Annotated in this window: 15 protein-coding genes; 5 read left to right on the forward strand and 10 right to left on the reverse strand. The window is 58.7% G+C overall.

The annotated features are described in order from the left end of the window. Nucleotides 1-29: 29 nt before the first annotated feature. The 3 genes from ACQY8Q_RS00270 to ACQY8Q_RS00280 all read right to left on the reverse strand — a co-directional run bounded on the left by ACQY8Q_RS00270 (nucleotide 30) and on the right by ACQY8Q_RS00280 (nucleotide 3090). The gene (locus ACQY8Q_RS00270; RefSeq protein WP_428423490.1) at nucleotides 30-830 is read right to left on the reverse strand and encodes an ATP-binding cassette domain-containing protein; all 801 of its coding nucleotides are present in this window, start codon (nucleotides 828-830) and stop codon (nucleotides 30-32) included. Then, nucleotides 806-1921 carry an ABC transporter permease gene (locus ACQY8Q_RS00275; RefSeq protein ID WP_428423492.1) on the reverse strand — a complete coding sequence of 372 codons (1116 nt, stop codon included), beginning with the start codon at nucleotides 1919-1921 and terminating at the stop codon, nucleotides 806-808. Before ACQY8Q_RS00275 ends, ACQY8Q_RS00270 begins: the two co-directional genes overlap by 25 nt. Before the next feature lie 143 nt (nucleotides 1922-2064). Further along, complete coding sequence (locus ACQY8Q_RS00280) at nucleotides 2065-3090, reverse strand: sugar ABC transporter substrate-binding protein (protein WP_428423494.1); 1026 nt, start codon at nucleotides 3088-3090, stop codon at nucleotides 2065-2067. A gap of 481 nt (nucleotides 3091-3571) precedes the next feature. Between ACQY8Q_RS00280 and ACQY8Q_RS00285 the strand changes: the two genes are divergently transcribed. The 5 genes from ACQY8Q_RS00285 to ACQY8Q_RS00305 all read left to right on the forward strand — a co-directional run bounded on the left by ACQY8Q_RS00285 (nucleotide 3572) and on the right by ACQY8Q_RS00305 (nucleotide 9370). Continuing rightward, nucleotides 3572-4795, forward strand: coding sequence for an ROK family transcriptional regulator (locus tag ACQY8Q_RS00285; RefSeq protein ID WP_428423496.1), 1224 nt, complete (start codon nucleotides 3572-3574; stop codon nucleotides 4793-4795). Between the two features lie 67 nt (nucleotides 4796-4862). After that, the gene (locus tag ACQY8Q_RS00290) at nucleotides 4863-5759 is read left to right on the forward strand and encodes an ROK family protein (protein WP_428423498.1); all 897 of its coding nucleotides are present in this window, start codon (nucleotides 4863-4865) and stop codon (nucleotides 5757-5759) included. Between the two features lie 36 nt (nucleotides 5760-5795). After that, complete coding sequence (locus ACQY8Q_RS00295; RefSeq protein ID WP_428423500.1) at nucleotides 5796-6587, forward strand: inositol monophosphatase family protein; 792 nt, start codon at nucleotides 5796-5798, stop codon at nucleotides 6585-6587. Nucleotides 6588-6633: 46 nt separating this feature from the next. Then, nucleotides 6634-8616 (forward strand): transketolase, encoded by a 1983-nt coding sequence (gene tkt / locus ACQY8Q_RS00300; RefSeq protein WP_428423502.1) that lies wholly within the window; start codon nucleotides 6634-6636, stop codon nucleotides 8614-8616. A 64-nt stretch (nucleotides 8617-8680) separates the two neighbouring features. Continuing rightward, a complete protein-coding gene (locus ACQY8Q_RS00305) occupies nucleotides 8681-9370 on the forward strand; it encodes an HAD family hydrolase (protein WP_428423504.1) in 690 nt (229 codons plus the stop codon). Nucleotides 9371-9844: 474 nt separating this feature from the next. Here ACQY8Q_RS00305 and ACQY8Q_RS00310 read toward each other — a convergent pair whose 3' ends face one another. The 7 genes from ACQY8Q_RS00310 to ACQY8Q_RS00340 all read right to left on the reverse strand — a co-directional run bounded on the left by ACQY8Q_RS00310 (nucleotide 9845) and on the right by ACQY8Q_RS00340 (nucleotide 16674). After that, nucleotides 9845-10594, reverse strand: coding sequence for an ABC transporter ATP-binding protein (locus tag ACQY8Q_RS00310; RefSeq protein ID WP_428423506.1), 750 nt, complete (start codon nucleotides 10592-10594; stop codon nucleotides 9845-9847). Beyond that, entirely contained in the window at nucleotides 10591-11469 is an 879-nt protein-coding gene (locus ACQY8Q_RS00315) for an ABC transporter ATP-binding protein (protein WP_428423508.1), read from the reverse strand. The genes ACQY8Q_RS00310 and ACQY8Q_RS00315 overlap by 4 nt, the downstream gene beginning before the upstream one ends. Continuing rightward, entirely contained in the window at nucleotides 11470-12366 is an 897-nt protein-coding gene (locus tag ACQY8Q_RS00320) for an ABC transporter permease (RefSeq protein ID WP_428423510.1), read from the reverse strand. Next, nucleotides 12366-13391, reverse strand: a complete 1026-nt coding sequence (locus ACQY8Q_RS00325) for an ABC transporter permease (protein WP_428423512.1) — start codon at nucleotides 13389-13391, stop codon at nucleotides 12366-12368. Before ACQY8Q_RS00325 ends, ACQY8Q_RS00320 begins: the two co-directional genes overlap by 1 nt. Before the next feature lie 56 nt (nucleotides 13392-13447). Further along, entirely contained in the window at nucleotides 13448-15049 is a 1602-nt protein-coding gene (locus ACQY8Q_RS00330; protein WP_428423514.1) for an ABC transporter substrate-binding protein, read from the reverse strand. A 66-nt stretch (nucleotides 15050-15115) separates the two neighbouring features. After that, on the reverse strand, nucleotides 15116-15862 hold the full coding sequence (locus ACQY8Q_RS00335) for an SDR family NAD(P)-dependent oxidoreductase (RefSeq protein WP_428423517.1): 747 nt from the start codon (nucleotides 15860-15862) through the stop codon (nucleotides 15116-15118). A 44-nt stretch (nucleotides 15863-15906) separates the two neighbouring features. Continuing rightward, entirely contained in the window at nucleotides 15907-16674 is a 768-nt protein-coding gene (locus tag ACQY8Q_RS00340; RefSeq protein ID WP_428423519.1) for a GntR family transcriptional regulator, read from the reverse strand. Nucleotides 16675-16750 lie beyond the last annotated feature (76 nt).

The following is a 16750-nucleotide window of genomic DNA, read 5'->3' on the forward strand; positions in this document are numbered from 1 at the left end:
CGCCAGCGACGAGTTGTGAGGATTGTGCGTCACGCAGCGACCGGTGGCGCCAGAGCGCCGGTCATGATCGCTACCGCATCGGACATCGATAGGTCCTTTGGACTGACGACGGCCGCGCGCTTGCCGAGCCGGTGGATATGAATGCGGTCCGCCACTTCGAAGACATGCGGCATGTTGTGACTGATCAGGACGATCGGAACACCTTTCGCCCGAACCTTCAGGATGAGATCGAGAACCTTGCGCGATTCTTTCACACCGAGAGCGGCGGTCGGCTCGTCCATGATGATGACCTTGCTCCCGAAGGCGGCAGCACGCGCAACGGCCACGCCCTGGCGCTGCCCGCCCGACAAAGTCTCAACGGGTTGCTGAATGTTCTGGATCGTCAAAAGCCCAAGCTCGGACAATTTCCTGCGGGCGATCTCATCCATCGCCTTTCGATCAAGCTGATGGAACAGTGTACCCAAAAGATTGGAGCTGTAGATCTCGCGGCCAAGGAACATGTTGTCGCTGATCGAAAGGGCCGGCGAGAGCGCAAGTGTCTGATAGACGGTCTCGATTCCGGCCTGCCGCGCATCTATCGGCGACGTGAAGGATACCAGCTCTCCATCGAGACGGATTTCGCCTGCATCCGGGCGGATGGCACCGGAAAGCGCTTTGATCAGGCTGGATTTTCCGGCGCCATTGTCACCGATTACCCCGAGAATTTCACCGGGCATCAGATCGAATTCGGCATTGTCGATGGCAACCACGCGGCCATAGCGCTTGACGAGGCCGCGGGCGCTGAGCGCTGGAGTGACGGAGGCGTTCATGCCGATACCTTTCTGATCCATTGGTCGACGGCAACGGCGATAATGATCAACCAGCCGATCGCAAAAAGCTGCCAGAGCACATCGACGCCGGCTATGCGCAGGCCCGACTGGAACACACCGACGATCAGAGCGCCGATGAGTGGCCCGATGATCGAGCCCCGGCCGCCAAAAAGTGATATTCCCCCGATCACCACAGCAGTGATCGACTGAAGATTGCCTTCGAAGAAGCTTGTGGGGGATACCGCACCAACGCGGCCGATGGCCGACCACCCAGCAATGGCACAGATAAAGCCGGCGACGCAGTAAACTGAGATAAGGATGCGGTCGGTCCGGATGCCGGCAAGTTCTGCGGCTTCCTTGTCATCCCCGACGGCATAGATATGACGCCCCCAGGCAGTTTTGGTGAGCGCATACCAGAGGATGGCGAAGACCAGAACGAGCAGGAAGGAACCATAGCTGATCTGTGTCCCGAACAACGAAATATTTTCGCCAAAAAACTTGAGGATCGGCGCAGCTGCGTCGATCTCGCTGCCGCGGATCGACTGAGCGCCCGAGAGGTAGAGGTTGAGTGCGTAGAACACATTCCAGGTGCCAAGCGTCGCGATGAATGGCGGCAGCTTGACTTTGGTCACCAGAAATCCATTGAGGAATCCGATGGCGGTGCCGCACGCAAAAGATATCAGAAGCGACAGGGGCGCGTTAAAGCCGAGCTTCACCGCGAGTTGCCCTGCGATCACGGAGCTTAAAACCATAATCGCGGCAACGGAAAGATCGATGCCGGCGGTCAAGATGATCAGGCTCTGTGCCACCGCCAGCACGCCGATGATCGAAACCTGCTGGACGATCAGCGACATATTGTAGGGTGAAAAGAACTTGGTTCCCGCAAACAGCCCAAACCCGATCAGCGACAGGATCAGGACGATGAGCGGGACCATCGTCGGATAGCTGTGCAGAAAACGCTGCACGCGGACAAGCAGGCCGATATTATCAATATCGAAGCGGGCATGATCGAAACGGGTATCGGACGCATCCGTGTCACTTAAAGCCGCGTCACCTGCAAGGGCCGGTCGGTCCTGGAATTTTTCTGCCATGGCAAGAACTCTCTTCATCATTGTGGTCACCCTCTTCAGGGGGTGGGGCGGGCGGCTTTCGCCGCCCATTCCCCGGCGCGCCTCGGGAGTTGCGCGCAGTACGCCTGCCCTCCAACCGCGGGACCGATCGTCAACGGGCAAGGCGATGGGCTGGCGCTAGGAAATCATCCCCAGCACTTCTTGAGGCCGTCCTCGGAGGTTATGGATAGCAGGCCATCCACCGGCTGATCGGTGATCAGCTCGACACCTGTATTGAAAAAGTCGAGGCCGGGCGTGACATGCGGCTTCTTGCCGGTTTCGGCAAAAGCCTTGATTGCCTCAACCCCCATGGAGGCCATCAGCAATGGAAACTGCATCGAGGTCGCGCCGATGACACCTTCCTTGATGTTGGCGACGCCGGGGCAACCGCCATCGACCGAAACGATGGTGACCTTGCCCTGGCGGCCCGCCGCCTTGATCGCTTCATAAGCGCCGGCAGCCGTCGGCTCGTTGATCGTATAGACGAGGTTGATATCGGGATCGATCTGCAGCAGGCTTTCCATGCCGGTGCGTCCGCCCTCCTCGTTGGCGTTAGTCACGGCATTGCCGACGATGCGCGGGTCGTCCTCATCGCCAATATCGGTGGGATTCTTGATGTCGATGCCGAAGCCCTTCAAGAATCCCTGGTTGCGCATATAGTCTACGGTGATTTCCTGCGGGTTGAGGTTGAGAAGCGCGATCTTGGCGTTCTTTGCATCCGCGCCGAGCTTGCCGGCGGCCCACTGGCCGACGAGTTCGCCGGCCTTGAAATTGTCGGTCGCGAAGGTCGCGTCTGCGGCACTGGCGGGATCGAGCGGCGTGTCTAGCATGATCGTCAGAAGACCTGCCTCCCGCGCCTTGGTAATAATTGGCACGAGTGCGCTGGAATCGTTTGGCGTCAGCAGAATGCCTTTGGCACCGCTGCCGATGCAGGATTCGATGGCAGCGATCTGCGTATCGGCGTCGCCATCCTGCTTGCCTGCAAAGGTCATGAGATTGATGCCAAGCTCCTTGGCCTTCGCGGTGGCACCTTCCTTCATCTTAACAAAGAACGGATTGACTTCCGTCTTGGTGACTAGGCAGGCGGTGACGGCTGCTGCTTGAGCCGGGCCGATCAAGGCGGCAGCAGAAAGCACTGCGCCCGAGATCGCGCTTACGAAAACTGTTTTCATTTTCTCCTCCAGGCCAGGCCGAAGCTGGCTGCGTTGATTGGAAACCCCTCCCCGGTGCTCCCTTTGCGGCTCCATCGGCTCCTCAGCTCAATGGCGCTGAACATAAGCAAACATCAAAATATAATTGTGTCAATAGATAAGGCGGTATGATTTATTAAATATGCGAAGCGCGCTGAAATTCGCCCTACGACGCATCAGCTCAATTTGGAGATCGGCGAAATCCGCAAAAATAACGTTAATACTGGGTTTTGGATCAATTACCTATGCTTATGGCATTTTTGCATGGCTGAAAAAACAACGTGGCAGTCTTAATAAATAATCCGGTATGATTTATCTATTGACGAAAAAATGCTTCCCGGCCATAATTCCCGCGAAACAGGAGAGAATGGATTTCGATGACTTGGAGCTTCCCATATCAACAGGTACGATGGATTTGCGCAGCGCCGCATCCATCCGCGCTATTCGTTGAGGGGAACCAAAAGTGCTGACCACAGAAAGAATCGCCGGGGACCTGCCGCTGCTTTCGGACACCAATCGTGGCACCAACCAGACTGGCGTGAAACTCTACAACGAACGGCTTGTGCTATCGCTGATCCGAGCCCATGGGGCGCTCTCCAAGGGCGAAATCGCCCGCATGACCGGGCTATCGGCGCAAGCCAGTTCGGTGATTATGAAGCAGTTGGAGGGCGACAGCCTTCTCGTCAAGGGAGAGCCCCAGCGGGGAAAAGTCGGGCAGCCATCGGTGCCCATGTCGCTCAACCCGGAGGGCGCCTTCTCGATCGGGTTCAAGGTCGGCCGTCGCTCCGCCGATGTCGTGTTGATGGATATGGTGGGTAAAGCACGGCAGTTGATCCGCACGTCCTATGCCTATCCGACACCGCAACTGCTCAAGACCTTCCTGGAAAACGGCGTCAACCAGATTATCGACAACATGACCCGGGTTCAGTACGGGCGCATTCGCGGGATTGGCATTGCGGCCCCATCGGAGATGTGGAGCTGGGAGGAAGAATTCGGTGCACCGCATGACGTGGTCGAATCGTGGCGCCTGTTCGACCTCAAGGCCGAGGTCGAACAGATGTTTTCCTGGCCGGTACACTTCTACAATGACGCCACGGCCGCCTGTGCGGCGGAACTGGCTTTTGGCGAAGGCCGCAAATACCAGGACTTCCTTTACGTCTTTTTCGCCACACTGATTGGCGGTGGCGTCGTTCTCGATGGCAGTCTCTACCCTGGGCGGCGTGGTTATGCCGGGTCCATTGGTTCTACGCCGGTCCCCTCCACGGAACCGGGAGAACCGCCTAAGCGCCTGATCCAATGCGCGTCGATCTTCCTGCTCGAGCGAATGATCAGCGACAGCGGTGGCGATCCAAGTGCAATCTGGCACAACAACACCGACTGGTCCCATCTTGGTCCGGTTCTCGATCGCTGGATCGAGCAAACCACCGACAGCCTTGCACTTGCCATCGGCGCTGCGATCTCCGTGATTGACTTCCACAATGTCGTCATCGACGGCGGCTTCCCGGCGGATGTGCGGTCGAAAATTGTACGGCAGACCCGCGAAAAGGTCGCGCAGATGGACATGCAGGGTGTGGCGCCGGTGGAAATTGTCGAAGGCCGGATCGGCAGCGATGCGCGCGTTCTCGGTGCCGCCAGCCTGCCGCTTCTCGCGGATTATGCGCGCGACCGCGATATCCTCTTCAGCTGACACTGGAGAAAACTGACTGTTTTGGATGACCGGCCCCTCCCACGGGCCGGCGGGAGGAAAGACTGACATGCTGATTGGAATTGATTGGGGCGGCACCAAGATTGAGGGTGTCGCAATGGAAAATGATGGCCGCGAACTTCTTCGCCTGCGAGAGGTGACACCGCGCCATGACTATTTTGGCTGTATCCGCGTGATCAGGGACATGATCAACGGGCTGGAGACCCAAACAGGCCAGACAGGAACGCTTGGCATCGGCATCCCCGGTTCTCTCGAGCCCGTCAGCCGGCTCGGCAAGGGGGCAAGCTCGACCTGGCTTCTCGGCCGTCCGGTCGAAAAGGACCTGCACGATGCGATCGACCGTGAGATACGGGTCGAAAACGATGCCGATTGTTTCGCCGCCTCGGAAGCCGTTGACGGCGCCGGCGCCGGCCATAACGTGGTTTTTGCCGTCATTCTCGGATCGGGTGCCGGCGCTGGTATCGCCGTTGGCGGCAAGGCGCATCATGGTCCCAACAACAGCGGTGGCGAATGGGGGCACAACCCGCTCCCCTTCCCCAATGTGACGGAAATGCCGGGCAAGCCCTGTTACTGCGGTCGTCACGGCTGCATGGAAACCTGGGTGTCGGGCCGAGCTTTCGAAGCGGAATATACCAGCCACACGAACGAGGAACTGAAGGCCCGCGAGATCATCGAGAAAAAGCGCAAGGGCGACCGGCTCTGCGGTCTGCTCTGGGAGCGATACATCGATCGCGTCGCCCGCGGCCTTGCAACAGTGGTCAACACGCTCGATCCGGATATCCTCGTCATGGGCGGCGGCATGTCGAATGTCGACGAGATCTATGACGACCTCCCCCGTGAACTGGCGAAACGAACGTTTTCTACCGTGTTCAGCACTCCGATACGCAAGGCGGTCCACGGCGATTCCAGCGGCGTGCGCGGTGCTGCCTGGCTCTGGAAATCCTAAGGCCGAACGGCCTCCACACCCTTTGAAAGACGCACAATGACCGACACATCCTCGTTGCAAGATCGCTATGAATTCGCGCTCCAGCTCATCCGTGACGCCGGCGATTTGGCGCATGGCTATTTCAAAAACCGCGACGCCCTGACGATAAAAAGCAAGGGCCTTCAAGACATGGCGAGCGAGGCCGACCTGAATACCGAACTCCTGATCCGCGACCGGCTGCGTGCCGGCTTCCCTCAGGATGCTTTCCTTGGAGAGGAAACGGGCATTTCCGCTTTCGCTGCCGATCAAGGCATCTGGGTCGTCGATCCGATCGATGGCACTCAGCCCTTCGTCTCGGGAATGTCGAGCTGGTGTGTCTCGATCGCCTTTGTCAGAAGCAACCAGGTTCAGTTCGGTATGGTCTATGCTCCCGAGCGAAACGAACTCTTTGCCGGCGGGGTTGATTTCCCTGCGACTTTGAACAGCAAGCCGGTCCCGCGTCATCCCGGCACGACCATTAAGGACGGCATCGTTGGCGTTGGGTATTCGCCCCGCGTAACACCTGACGAATTTCTGCCTATGTTCGAGCGGTTTTTGAAAAATGGCGGCATGTTCTACCGGGACGGCTCCGGCGCGCTGACTCTCTGCTATGTCGCCTGCGGCCGTTTGCTCGGTTATATCGAGCCCCACATAAATTCCTGGGATTGCCTCGGCGCCATCGCGGTTATTCGGTCTGCCGGTCTGAAAACCAACAATTTCCTGGAAAATGACGGACTGAACAAGGGTAACCGCGTGCTGGCAGGCAATGAAACGGTCTATGCCGAGCTAGAGAAAATCTACGATAACTGAAGTCGCTTCCACCCCAATCCCTTTTGTTCAAAAGACCGGACAGACAATGATCTCTCGCGAAAATCACGACCGGATGGCAAATGCAATCCGATTCCTCTCCATGGATGCCGTTGAAAAGGCCAATTCCGGCCATCCCGGCCTACCCATGGGTGCTGCCGACGTGGCAACGGTGCTATTCTCCCGTTACCTGAAATTCGATCCGAAGGCGCCGCTCTGGGCAGACCGCGATCGTTTCGTCCTGTCGGCCGGCCATGGCTCGATGCTGCTCTACTCGCTGCTCTATTTGACGGGCTACGAGGACATGACCATCGAGGACATCAAGCAGTTCCGCCAGCTCGGCTCCAAGACCGCCGGTCATCCGGAATATGGTCATGCCTCCGGCATCGAAACCACCACCGGCCCGCTCGGCCAGGGCATTGCCAATGCTGTCGGCATGGCGATTGCGGAGCGCAAGCTCGAAGAAGAGTTCGGCAGCGACCTGCAGAGCCATCACACGTATGTGCTGTGCGGCGACGGCTGCCTGATGGAGGGCATCAGCCACGAGGCCATTGCGCTCGCCGGCCACCTCAAGCTCAACAAGCTGGTGCTGTTCTGGGACGATAACAACATCACCATCGACGGTGCTGTTTCCTTGTCGGATTCGACCGACCAGATCGCCCGCTTCCAGGCTGTTCACTGGAACACGATCCGCGTTGACGGTCATGATCCCGACCAGATCGCGGCAGCCATCGAGGCAGCCCAGAAATCCGACCGCCCGACCTTCATCGCCTGCAAGACCGTGATCGGTTTCGGCGCCCCCAACAAGCAGGGCACCCACAAGGTCCACGGCTCGCCGCTCGGCGCCGAGGAAATCGCGGCAGCCCGCAAGGCGCTGAACTGGGAAGCCCCGGCCTTTGAAATCCCGGCGGACGTTTTGAACGCCTGGCGCACGGCCGGTGGCCGCTCAGCAGACGCGCACAAGGCCTGGGAAGGCCGCTTGGCATCGACCGAAGCCGGCAAGAAGTCCGAGTTCACCCGCCGTTTTGCCGGTGTACTCCCGGGCAATCTCGATGCCGCCATCGACACCTACAAGAAGAAGCTGGCCGACGCCCCTCCGGCAATCGCCACCCGCAAGGCATCCGAAGATGCGCTCGAAGTCATCAACGGTATCGTGCCGGAAATGCTCGGCGGTTCGGCCGACCTGACGCCATCCAACAACACCAAGACCAGCCAGATGACGTCGATCACCCCGACCGATTTCTCCGGCCGCTACATGCACTGGGGCATCCGCGAACACGGCATGGCTGCGGCCATGAACGGCATCACCCTGCACGGCGGCCTGATCCCGTATTCCGGCGGCTTCATGATCTTCTCGGACTACTGCCGTCCGTCGATCCGCCTGGCTGCCCTGATGGGCATCCGCGTCATCCATGTCCTGACGCACGATTCGATCGGTGTTGGCGAAGATGGTCCGACGCACGAGCCGGTTGAGCATATGGCAGCCCTTCGCGCCATTCCGAACCTCCTGATGTTCCGTCCGGCCGATGCGGTGGAAACCGCCGAATGCTGGCAGCAGGCGCTGAAGGAACAGCACCGTCCATCCGGCCTGGCGCTGACCCGCCAGAATCTGGCACCGGCGCGCCTGACCTATTCGGCCGAAAACCTCTCGGCCAAGGGTGCCTACGAGCTGATCGCAGCCGACAATGCCAAGGTCTCGATCTTCGCATCCGGCTCGGAAGTCGAACTGGCCGTCAAGGCTGCAGCCGAACTGAACGGCAAGGGCATTGCGACCCGCGTGGTTTCGGTTCCCTGCGTCGAACTGTTCCAGGAACAGCCGGACGATTACCGCAAGGCCGTTATCGGCACTGCACCGGTCAAGATCGCCGCAGAAGCCGCAGTCCGCCAGGGCTGGGACTACTTCATCGGCAACGATGGCGATTTTGTCGGCATGCACTCGTTCGGCGCTTCCGGCCCGGCCAAGGACCTGTTCAAGCATTTCGGCATCACCTCCGACGCCATCGTCGCAGCAGCCGAAAAGAAGCTTGCCTGATTTTCCCCTTCGGAGCGCGTCAGAACGCGCGCTTCTCATTCCATCCACTGAAGAAAGATAGAACGTGACCGCTCTCGGTGCTCCCGGCCGCAGTTTCTCGGCTTTCCTGTTCGATATGGACGGCACACTCCTCGACTCCACAGCCTTCGTCGAACGGATTTGGGGGAAATGGGCTATCCGTCACGGCTTTGATCCAGAGTCTTTCATCCGCACGATCCATGGCGTGCGAGCAATCGACGTCATCACGCCGCTGGGCCTCGAAAACATCGATCCCCGGAAGGAGGCGCTCAATATGGAGGCGCAGGAGTTGGAGGACCTTGATGGCGTCGTGCCGATCGCCGGAGCGATCGACTTCCTGAACAGCCTTCACCGTGAGAAATGGGCAATCGTGACATCGGCGCCGATTGAACTTGCAAGGAGGCGCATGGCCGCTGCCGGTATTCCGATGCCAGATGTCATCATCAGCGGAGAAGACGTCATTCTCGGCAAGCCCAATCCCGCTTGTTATCTGCTTGGGGCGGAAAAACTGGGGGTAGACCCGTTGGACTGTCTTGTGTTCGAGGATGCGCCAGCAGGGATCATCGCCGGTGAACTTGCTGGCAGTTGTGTCGTCGTGGTCACTGCTGCGCATCGACATGAACAATCCACCAGACATTTTGCCGTCGGTAGTTACCGCGGGCTTCGCACACGAAGTCTTGCAAACGGCTTGATGCAAATCATGGATTTGGCGGAAGATAGCCGCTCGACGCGCTGAGCCGCTCGTTCCGCCATACAGACGGAAACCATCTTTCATCGACGCTCTATCTGCGCATAGCCCGCCTTGAAGGGGTGTCGAACCGCTGCCGCTGTTGTTAAACTCTCAATCCTTTTTTTAAATTCTCTGTTTGCCCTATGAACTTGCTACGATGGGGTGGTTGGGCGTTAGTCGGTGGACTGCTTGCGGGGAGCAGGCGAAATATCGGGGGGTGCTTTCGCTTTCTACCGCCGCAGGGCACTCTATCGGTCACGGGACGCCTCGATCACCACTCCGGCAAATACCTTCCGTTAACACTTACCAACATGAAGAAGCACGTCAGGACTTGGAGGCGGCGAGTAGATCGTCACGCGCAAGGTAGTAAGGGAGAATCTGCAAGCTTAGGAAACGCAGCCTCTTCAAGTTCCGCTTCGAAACATTGGGCGAGATCACCAGCGAGATACAATCTTATTTGCGCTTGCGAACGAGCAAGTGCTATCTCACGGCATAAACCCGGCTGCTTTCGATAAGCTCCCGTGAATAGGCATTCGAGACAGCTCCGGTGCGCAGATTCTCAGGGCGCAACTCCTCGAGAATCCGGCCTCCGTTCATGACGGCGAGCCGGTCGCACATATGCGCGATGACGGCGAGGTCGTGACTGACGAGGATAAAAGTCAATCCCCTGTCGTTTTTCAGGTCGGCGAGTAGATTAAGAATCTCGGCTTGGACGGAGACGTCAAGCGCCGAAGTCGGCTCGTCCAGCAAAATCACATCCGGTTTCAGGATTAATGCGCGTGCAATCGCAACTCGCTGGCGTTGACCGCCGGAGATCTGATGCGGGTAACGGGAAGCAAAAGAGGGGCTTAGACCGACGCTCACCAGCGCCTCCTCAATCCGGCCCGCCGACCTGTCCATACCCTGGGCCCGTAGCGGTTCGGAAAGTGCGGTCTCGATGGTGTGACGCGGATGCAGCGTGCCATAGGGATCCTGGAAAACCATCTGCACGATCCGGCAGTCGGCGCCTTTGCGAACAAGCGACACCGGTATCCCTCCAATGTTGATCGCGCCCGTCCAGCCGGATTCAAGGCCGCTGACGCAACGCAGCAGGCTGGATTTTCCACAGCCACTTTCTCCCACGATCCCAAAGGTCTCGCCCTTTGCGACCGATAAGGTTACGCCGTCGAGCGGTTGAACACGGCTGCGGCCGATACCGAAGGTCAAATGAAGATCGCTGATCTCAATCATATTTCTACCCTTTGCGAAACGTCTTTGCACCAGACCGGATCACGGACAAGAACGGAGAGACGGTCGACAGGGCGGTCGAGCCTCGGCAGGCTTGCCAGAAGTCCGCGCGTATAGGGGTGTTGGGCATTCTTGAGGTCTGCCGACCGCAGTTCCTCGACAATCTGGCCTGCATACATGATCAGCAGACGGTCACAAAAACCCTCTGCCAAATCCAGATCATGTGTGATGAAGATCAACCCGATGCCGCGCGCAGAGACCAGTTCGTCGAGAAGCATCAGGAGTTTGCGCCGCACTGTTACATCAAGTGCCGAGGTTGGCTCATCTGCGATAATGATTTTCGGTTCAGCCACCAGGGTCATGGCGATCATCACCCGCTGCCCCATTCCGCCGGATATCTGATGGGCGTAGAGATCGTAGACCCGTTCGGGATCGCGGATCTGGACGATGTCGAGCATTTCGAGCACATGTTTGCGGCGCGCCCTACCTCGTTTACCCAAGTGAAGCGTCACCGCCTCACCGATCTGATCGCCGACTTTCATGGTCGGATCGAGCGCAAATTTCGGGTCCTGCATGATCATGCCGATCTGACTGCCGCGCACGCTCAGCATCTGCTTTTCCGACGCTGCGGAAAGATCGAGATCCGAAAACCGCATGTTCCCGGCGGAAACGTCGGCGATTGGAGGCAACAGCTTCAGCAGCGCGCGCCCCAGCGTCGATTTTCCCGACCCGGATTCGCCGACGACGCCCAGCTTCTCCCTGCCGAGATCAAAAGAGACGTTGCGCAATGCGCGCACGGCATCCGGCGAAGAGCCGAAGCGGACATTGAGATTGCGCACCTGAAGCAAGGGAGACGAGGTCAACGGATTGTCATTCATTCAAGATTTCCTCGGGTCAAGCGCATCACGCAGCGCGTCACCCACCAGGTTGAAAGAAAGGCTGGTGATCAAGATGGCAAACCCTGGAAAGGCCGCCACCCACCAATGATCGATCATGACCTTGCGGCCTGTCGAGATCATCGTGCCCCATTCGGCGCTCGGCGGTTGTGCACCGAGACCGAGGAAGCCGAGGCCGGCTGCCGTGAGAATAACGCCTGCCATGCTGAGCGTGATGCGCACGATGATCGACGGCATGCACAAGGGCACAATATGGCGCAGGATGATCCTTGACGGGGACGCCCCGTAGAGCCGGGCCGCCGAGATGTAGTCGTTCGACCGGATGCTCAACGTTTCGGCCCGCGCAAGCCTGGCGATCGCCGGCCACGAGGTAAATGCGATCGCTAGAACTGCGTTCTCGGTCCCCGCGCCAAGGGCTGCGACGAAAGCCAAAGCAAGAACGAGTGAGGGGAGCGACAGGAAGATATCGACGATGCGCATCAGAATTCTGTCCACCCATCCGCCGAAATAACCCGAGTAGACGCCGATCAAAAGACCAACTGGAGCGACAAGCAGCGACACGGATATGACGATCAGCAATGTGGTTCGCGCGCCATATAATAGCCGGCTCAGAATATCGCGTCCAAGCTCGTCGGTTCCGGCGGGATGCGCCCAGCTTGGCGGCTGAAGCGCCGTTGTCAGCGATTGCGCGAACGGATCGTAAGGTGCCAGCGCCGGAGCGAAAAGCGCCACGACCAGCAGAATCCCAATGACGGTTATGCCCAGCACACCCGTCAGATCGGTGCGATAGAGACGCCAGAACGCCATCAACTGCGCACGCTGGTTTTCGAATGGGGCGGTTTTGGCGGCGCGAGGAGCGGTTTTGATCATGTCGTGCATTATCGCGTCCTCGGATCGAGGACCCGGTAGAGGATGTCGCTGAGAAGGTTCAGCCCGAGAAAGATGGAGCCCATCAACAGGGTTGCGGCCATGACGGCGTTCATATCGCCGATCAGGAGCGCATTGGTGAAATACTGGCCAAGGCCCGGCCACGAAAACACGGATTCGACCAACACCGTTCCTTCCAGTAATCCGCCATAGGCAAGCGCCAGCACCGTCAGAAGCTGAACACGGATATTGCGGAAGGCGTGCCCCCAGATGACCTGCCGTCGTGACAGGCCCTTGACCCGCGCTGCCGTGATGTATTCCTGCGTCAGCTGGTCCAGCATGAAGCTACGGGTCATACGCCCGATGAAGGCCGTGGAACTGTACCCGAGAATGCTGGCCGGCAGCACCAGATGATTGATCGCATCCCAAAAGACATCGGTGTCGCCGGATAGAAGTGCATCGATGGTGATGAAGCCCGTAACCCTCGGCACAATATCCATATTGTAAAGACTAAGCTGCCCGGAACCGCCGACCCAGTGCAGAGCCGCATAAAATACCAAAAGTCCCATCAGCCCGAGCCAGAAGATCGGTGCGGAATGCCCCATCAGCATGACGATACGCAAAACATGATCAAGCGTCTTGCCGCGATTGACAGCGGCAATGACACCAAACGGAATGCCGATCAGGGCACCGATGACGATGGCGCAGGTGGCGAGCTCGATGGTAGCTGGAAACACTGCGCGGATATCCGACCAGACCAGATTGCCGGTCAGACGCGCCTGACCAAAGTTGCCGTGCAACGCATCCGAGACATAGATCAGGAATTGCTGGAGCAACGACTTGTCGAGCCCCATCTCGCGCGCGACCTGCTCATAGGTGGATGCATCCGCCTGATCCCCGACGATGGACAAAACGGGATCGATCGGCAGGATGCGCCCGATGAAGAAAATGATGACGAGAAGACCGATGAACGCGACGAGCACGCTGACGAATGGACCGACAGCACTGCCGGTCAACGCCCGGAGGCGCTGACCCATTTCATGTCTTCCAGAAAGCGATTTTACAGACATTTCAAGCCTTCCCTGGCATTCAATCATTGCCCGGTTTTGCTGACATAATACCATTGTGGCGACCGCGACTGCTGATCGACGAGCCCTTCGACATCGGCACGGATGGCGCTTGGCTGGGCGGCGGCGGCGATGGCGAACAAGGGTGGAGACGAGGACAGGAACTTCTCCTGCAACTCCTTGTAGAGGGCCAAGCGCTTTTCCGCGTTGATTTCTGACCGGGCCTCGGAGGTGAGCTTCGTCAGTTCCGGAATATCCCAGGAGGTACGCCAGGCAAGGCTCGCGGTCTGCGTGCTTTTCGGACCGTTGTCGAAATTGCTGGTATAGGCCTGGATAGCACCCAGCACATTCGGCATCTGGCCTCCGCTACGCCCGACGATCATCGAGAATTTGCGGTCTCGCATCTTGCCATAGACCTGCGTGCCGTTGCCTTGCGTGATCTCAGCCTGAATGCCGGCCTGCGCCAGCGTGCCTTGAATGGCGGTTGCGATCTCCACGAACGGCGAGTCCGAAAGCACGAGCATGCTCGTCTTGAATCCATCGGGATAGCCAGCCTTGGCCAGCAGTTCCTTTGCCTTGGACACGTCAACCGTATAGCCCGGATCGGGGATCGCACCGGCATAATCCGCAGGGACCGGCACCTGTCTTTTCACGCCGTAGTCTCCAACCACCGCCGCACCGATACCGTCATAATCGATCAGCGAGGTGAGAATCTGGCGTACTTCCGGCTTTGCAAAGATCGGATCGGCTGTGCTGACAGCGAGATAATAGAAGCCGCCGCTGGCCACTTTCTGGATCACAATCGCGTCGTTCTTACCCATGGCCTTGATGTCGGAGGCCGACAGCGAGCGTGCGACGTCGATATCACCGTTCTCGATCTGCAATCGCTGGCTTTGAGATTCCGGCATATGCCGGATCACGATCCGGCGCATCGGCGGCACACCGCGCCAGTAGGTCTCGCTGCGATCCAAGATGACCGCATCGTTGGCGCTCCAACGCCTGAGCACGAACGGGCCGGACCCGGCAGACGTGTTGGTGAGCCACGCCTTGCCTAGATCCTCCCCTTTCTGATGCTCCATCGCGGTCTTGCTGTCGATGATGTTGCCGACGGTTCGCGCCAGCGTGTAGAGAATGATCTCAGGGTTGATCGCTTCCGATGGCTTCAGGACGACCGTACGCGCATCAGGCGCGGTCAAAAGTGTTTCGAGATTTTCTTTTGAATAGCCCAGTTCCCGAAGGAACGAAGCTGGGCCACGATTAAGCGTCATGACGCGCTTCAGGGACCAGACGACATCGGCCGAGGTAACCGGATTTCCCGAATGGAACGTCGCGCCGTCGCGAAGGGTGAACGTGATGGTGCCATCCTCCGCAACAGTCCATTTTTCCGCAAGGCCTGGCACCAGCGTGCTCGGGTTTTTCGCATCCATTTCGACCAGACGGTCATACAGATTGTTGAGGACGTCGAAGGATTCGGTTTCCACCGCTTCCGCCGGGTCCAGCGTCAAAAGATTGGTCATGGAAAGACCGATCACGAGCTGGTCTTTGGGTGTCTCCGCCAGCCCGGAAACAGGAAGCACGGCAACGAAGGCCGCAACGCTTACGGATAGAAAAGCATGTCTGAAGTGCATTGGAGTGATCCTCCCGATCAATCGTCTGTTCAAAAAGAAGCCCGGTTGTCCCGCGCGGTAAACCGCCTACGAGAAAAGCACGCCGCCGTTGATATCGAAGCACCCGCCGGTGACGTAGCTCGCTGCATCGGACGCGAGCCATGCTGCGAACTCCGCCACCTCCTGCGGCCGCCCTTCGCGCTTGAGTGCAGTTGCACCGGCAACCCGGGTTCGAACCTCCGGCTTGGTGAAGCTGTCGTGAAAAGTCGTGTCGATCATTCCGGGGCAGAGCGCGTTGACACGGATGCCGGGGCCGACCTCCTTGGCAAGGCCGCGCGTAAAGCTCATGACGCCGCCCTTGGCGGTGGCATAGGCAAGAGCGCCCGGACCGCCGCCATCGCGACCGGCCTGGGACGCCAGCGTGACGATAGCCCCGCCGCCCGACATATGCGGCAAAACGGCTTTCGTCATTAGGAACAAAGACGTCAGATTGAGGTCCAGCACGGAATGCCAGAAGGGCGCATCCATTTCCGGAACCGTTTTACGCGCAACAATACCGCCGGTGACATGCAGCAGGATATCGATTTTCGGTCCAAAGCGCGCCGTGGTCTGATCAATCACGGCGGTGACGTCAGCCTCTTTCGTCAGGTCGGCGGCTATAGCGATGGCCGACCCACCGGCCTTCACTATCGTCGCGACCACCTCATCTGCGGACGCTTTGCTGGAGTTGTAAACCACCACGACATTGGCGCCACCAGCTGCCAGCGTTTCCGCGCAGGCGCGGCCGATATCACGCGCGCCTCCGGCGATGATCGCGGTTTTTTCTTTGAACATGAGTTCAACCTTTCAAATGCAATAATGTTTGGGAAGTGGACGGCTCAGGCCGTGAACCCGAGGGATGTCTTTTGCGGACGGCGGCTGACGGATTCGATGAAACTCCAGAGCGCGTGATCCTCGCCAAGTTCCCAGATACGGGTATCGACCTCCCCGAGGTGATTGCGGATGGCATCCGCCGCCCTGCCGGGATCGCGAGCCGCGATGGCATCGACGATCTCCTCATGCTGGCGAATGACTGTTTCGGTGCGGCGAATGCCAAGCCGGTTCTTAAGGCTGCGGATACGATCCACCTCCACCTTGGCAACCTCCATGATCGGGATCAGACCCTTCAGACCGGCGGCCTTCAGAATCAGCCCATGAAACTGCTCGTCGCAGAGGAAGAAGTCCCAGTAGGCCTCGCGGTTCAACGCGTCGCGCTGACGCGAGAGATTGGCCTTCATCTGGATGATATGCTCGTCGTTGCGTAGCGTGGCTGCCTGTGCCACGGCCGCCACCTCGATGTGCAGCCTTGCAAAACAGCCCTCGCGAAACCGCTCGATATCAATCGGCGCCACCCGCGTGCCGCTCTTTGGAACCACCGTCACCAGCCGCTCCTCGACCAGACGGATCAAAGCCTCGCGGATCGGCGTCTTGCTCACCTTGAGACAGCGGGCAATTTCCTTTTCGGAGAGCGCGCTGCCGGGACGAAGCCGCACCTGAACAATGGCGGTGCGGAGTGCCTGGTGAACCTGGGTAACGAGATTACCATCGCCTTCCGGCGAAACGGGCGTCAGGACCGTATCCAACGCCTCTTCAAAATCCACACTCATCTGATATCTCCGTTATTAATCTGAGATATCACATTGCATTTGTAAGATGCAAGTGCAAGAAAGAGGAATATTAACG

It is taken from the genome of Pararhizobium sp., assembly GCF_965279435.1.
In the GTDB taxonomy this organism is placed as follows: Bacteria; Pseudomonadota; Alphaproteobacteria; order Rhizobiales; family Rhizobiaceae; genus Pararhizobium.

Bases quoted from the DNA above. Each gene is read 5' to 3' on its own strand.
- ACQY8Q_RS00330 (WP_428423514.1), bottom strand. From the start codon at position 15,049: ATGCACTTCAGACATGCTTTTCTATCCGTAAGCGTTGCGGCCTTCGTT.
- ACQY8Q_RS00275 (WP_428423492.1), bottom strand. From the start codon at position 1,921: ATGATGAAGAGAGTTCTTGCCATGGCAGAAAAATTCCAGGACCGACCG.
- ACQY8Q_RS00290 (WP_428423498.1), top strand. From the start codon at position 4,863: ATGCTGATTGGAATTGATTGGGGCGGCACCAAGATTGAGGGTGTCGCA.
- ACQY8Q_RS00295 (WP_428423500.1), top strand. From the start codon at position 5,796: ATGACCGACACATCCTCGTTGCAAGATCGCTATGAATTCGCGCTCCAG.
- ACQY8Q_RS00320 (WP_428423510.1), bottom strand. From the start codon at position 12,366: ATGCACGACATGATCAAAACCGCTCCTCGCGCCGCCAAAACCGCCCCA.
- ACQY8Q_RS00340 (WP_428423519.1), bottom strand. From the start codon at position 16,674: ATGAGTGTGGATTTTGAAGAGGCGTTGGATACGGTCCTGACGCCCGTT.
- ACQY8Q_RS00315 (WP_428423508.1), bottom strand. From the start codon at position 11,469: ATGAATGACAATCCGTTGACCTCGTCTCCCTTGCTTCAGGTGCGCAAT.
- ACQY8Q_RS00270 (WP_428423490.1), bottom strand. From the start codon at position 830: ATGGATCAGAAAGGTATCGGCATGAACGCCTCCGTCACTCCAGCGCTC.
- ACQY8Q_RS00280 (WP_428423494.1), bottom strand. From the start codon at position 3,090: ATGAAAACAGTTTTCGTAAGCGCGATCTCGGGCGCAGTGCTTTCTGCT.
- tkt (WP_428423502.1), top strand. From the start codon at position 6,634: ATGATCTCTCGCGAAAATCACGACCGGATGGCAAATGCAATCCGATTC.
- ACQY8Q_RS00335 (WP_428423517.1), bottom strand. From the start codon at position 15,862: ATGTTCAAAGAAAAAACCGCGATCATCGCCGGAGGCGCGCGTGATATC.
- ACQY8Q_RS00325 (WP_428423512.1), bottom strand. From the start codon at position 13,391: ATGGGTCAGCGCCTCCGGGCGTTGACCGGCAGTGCTGTCGGTCCATTC.
- ACQY8Q_RS00310 (WP_428423506.1), bottom strand. From the start codon at position 10,594: ATGATTGAGATCAGCGATCTTCATTTGACCTTCGGTATCGGCCGCAGC.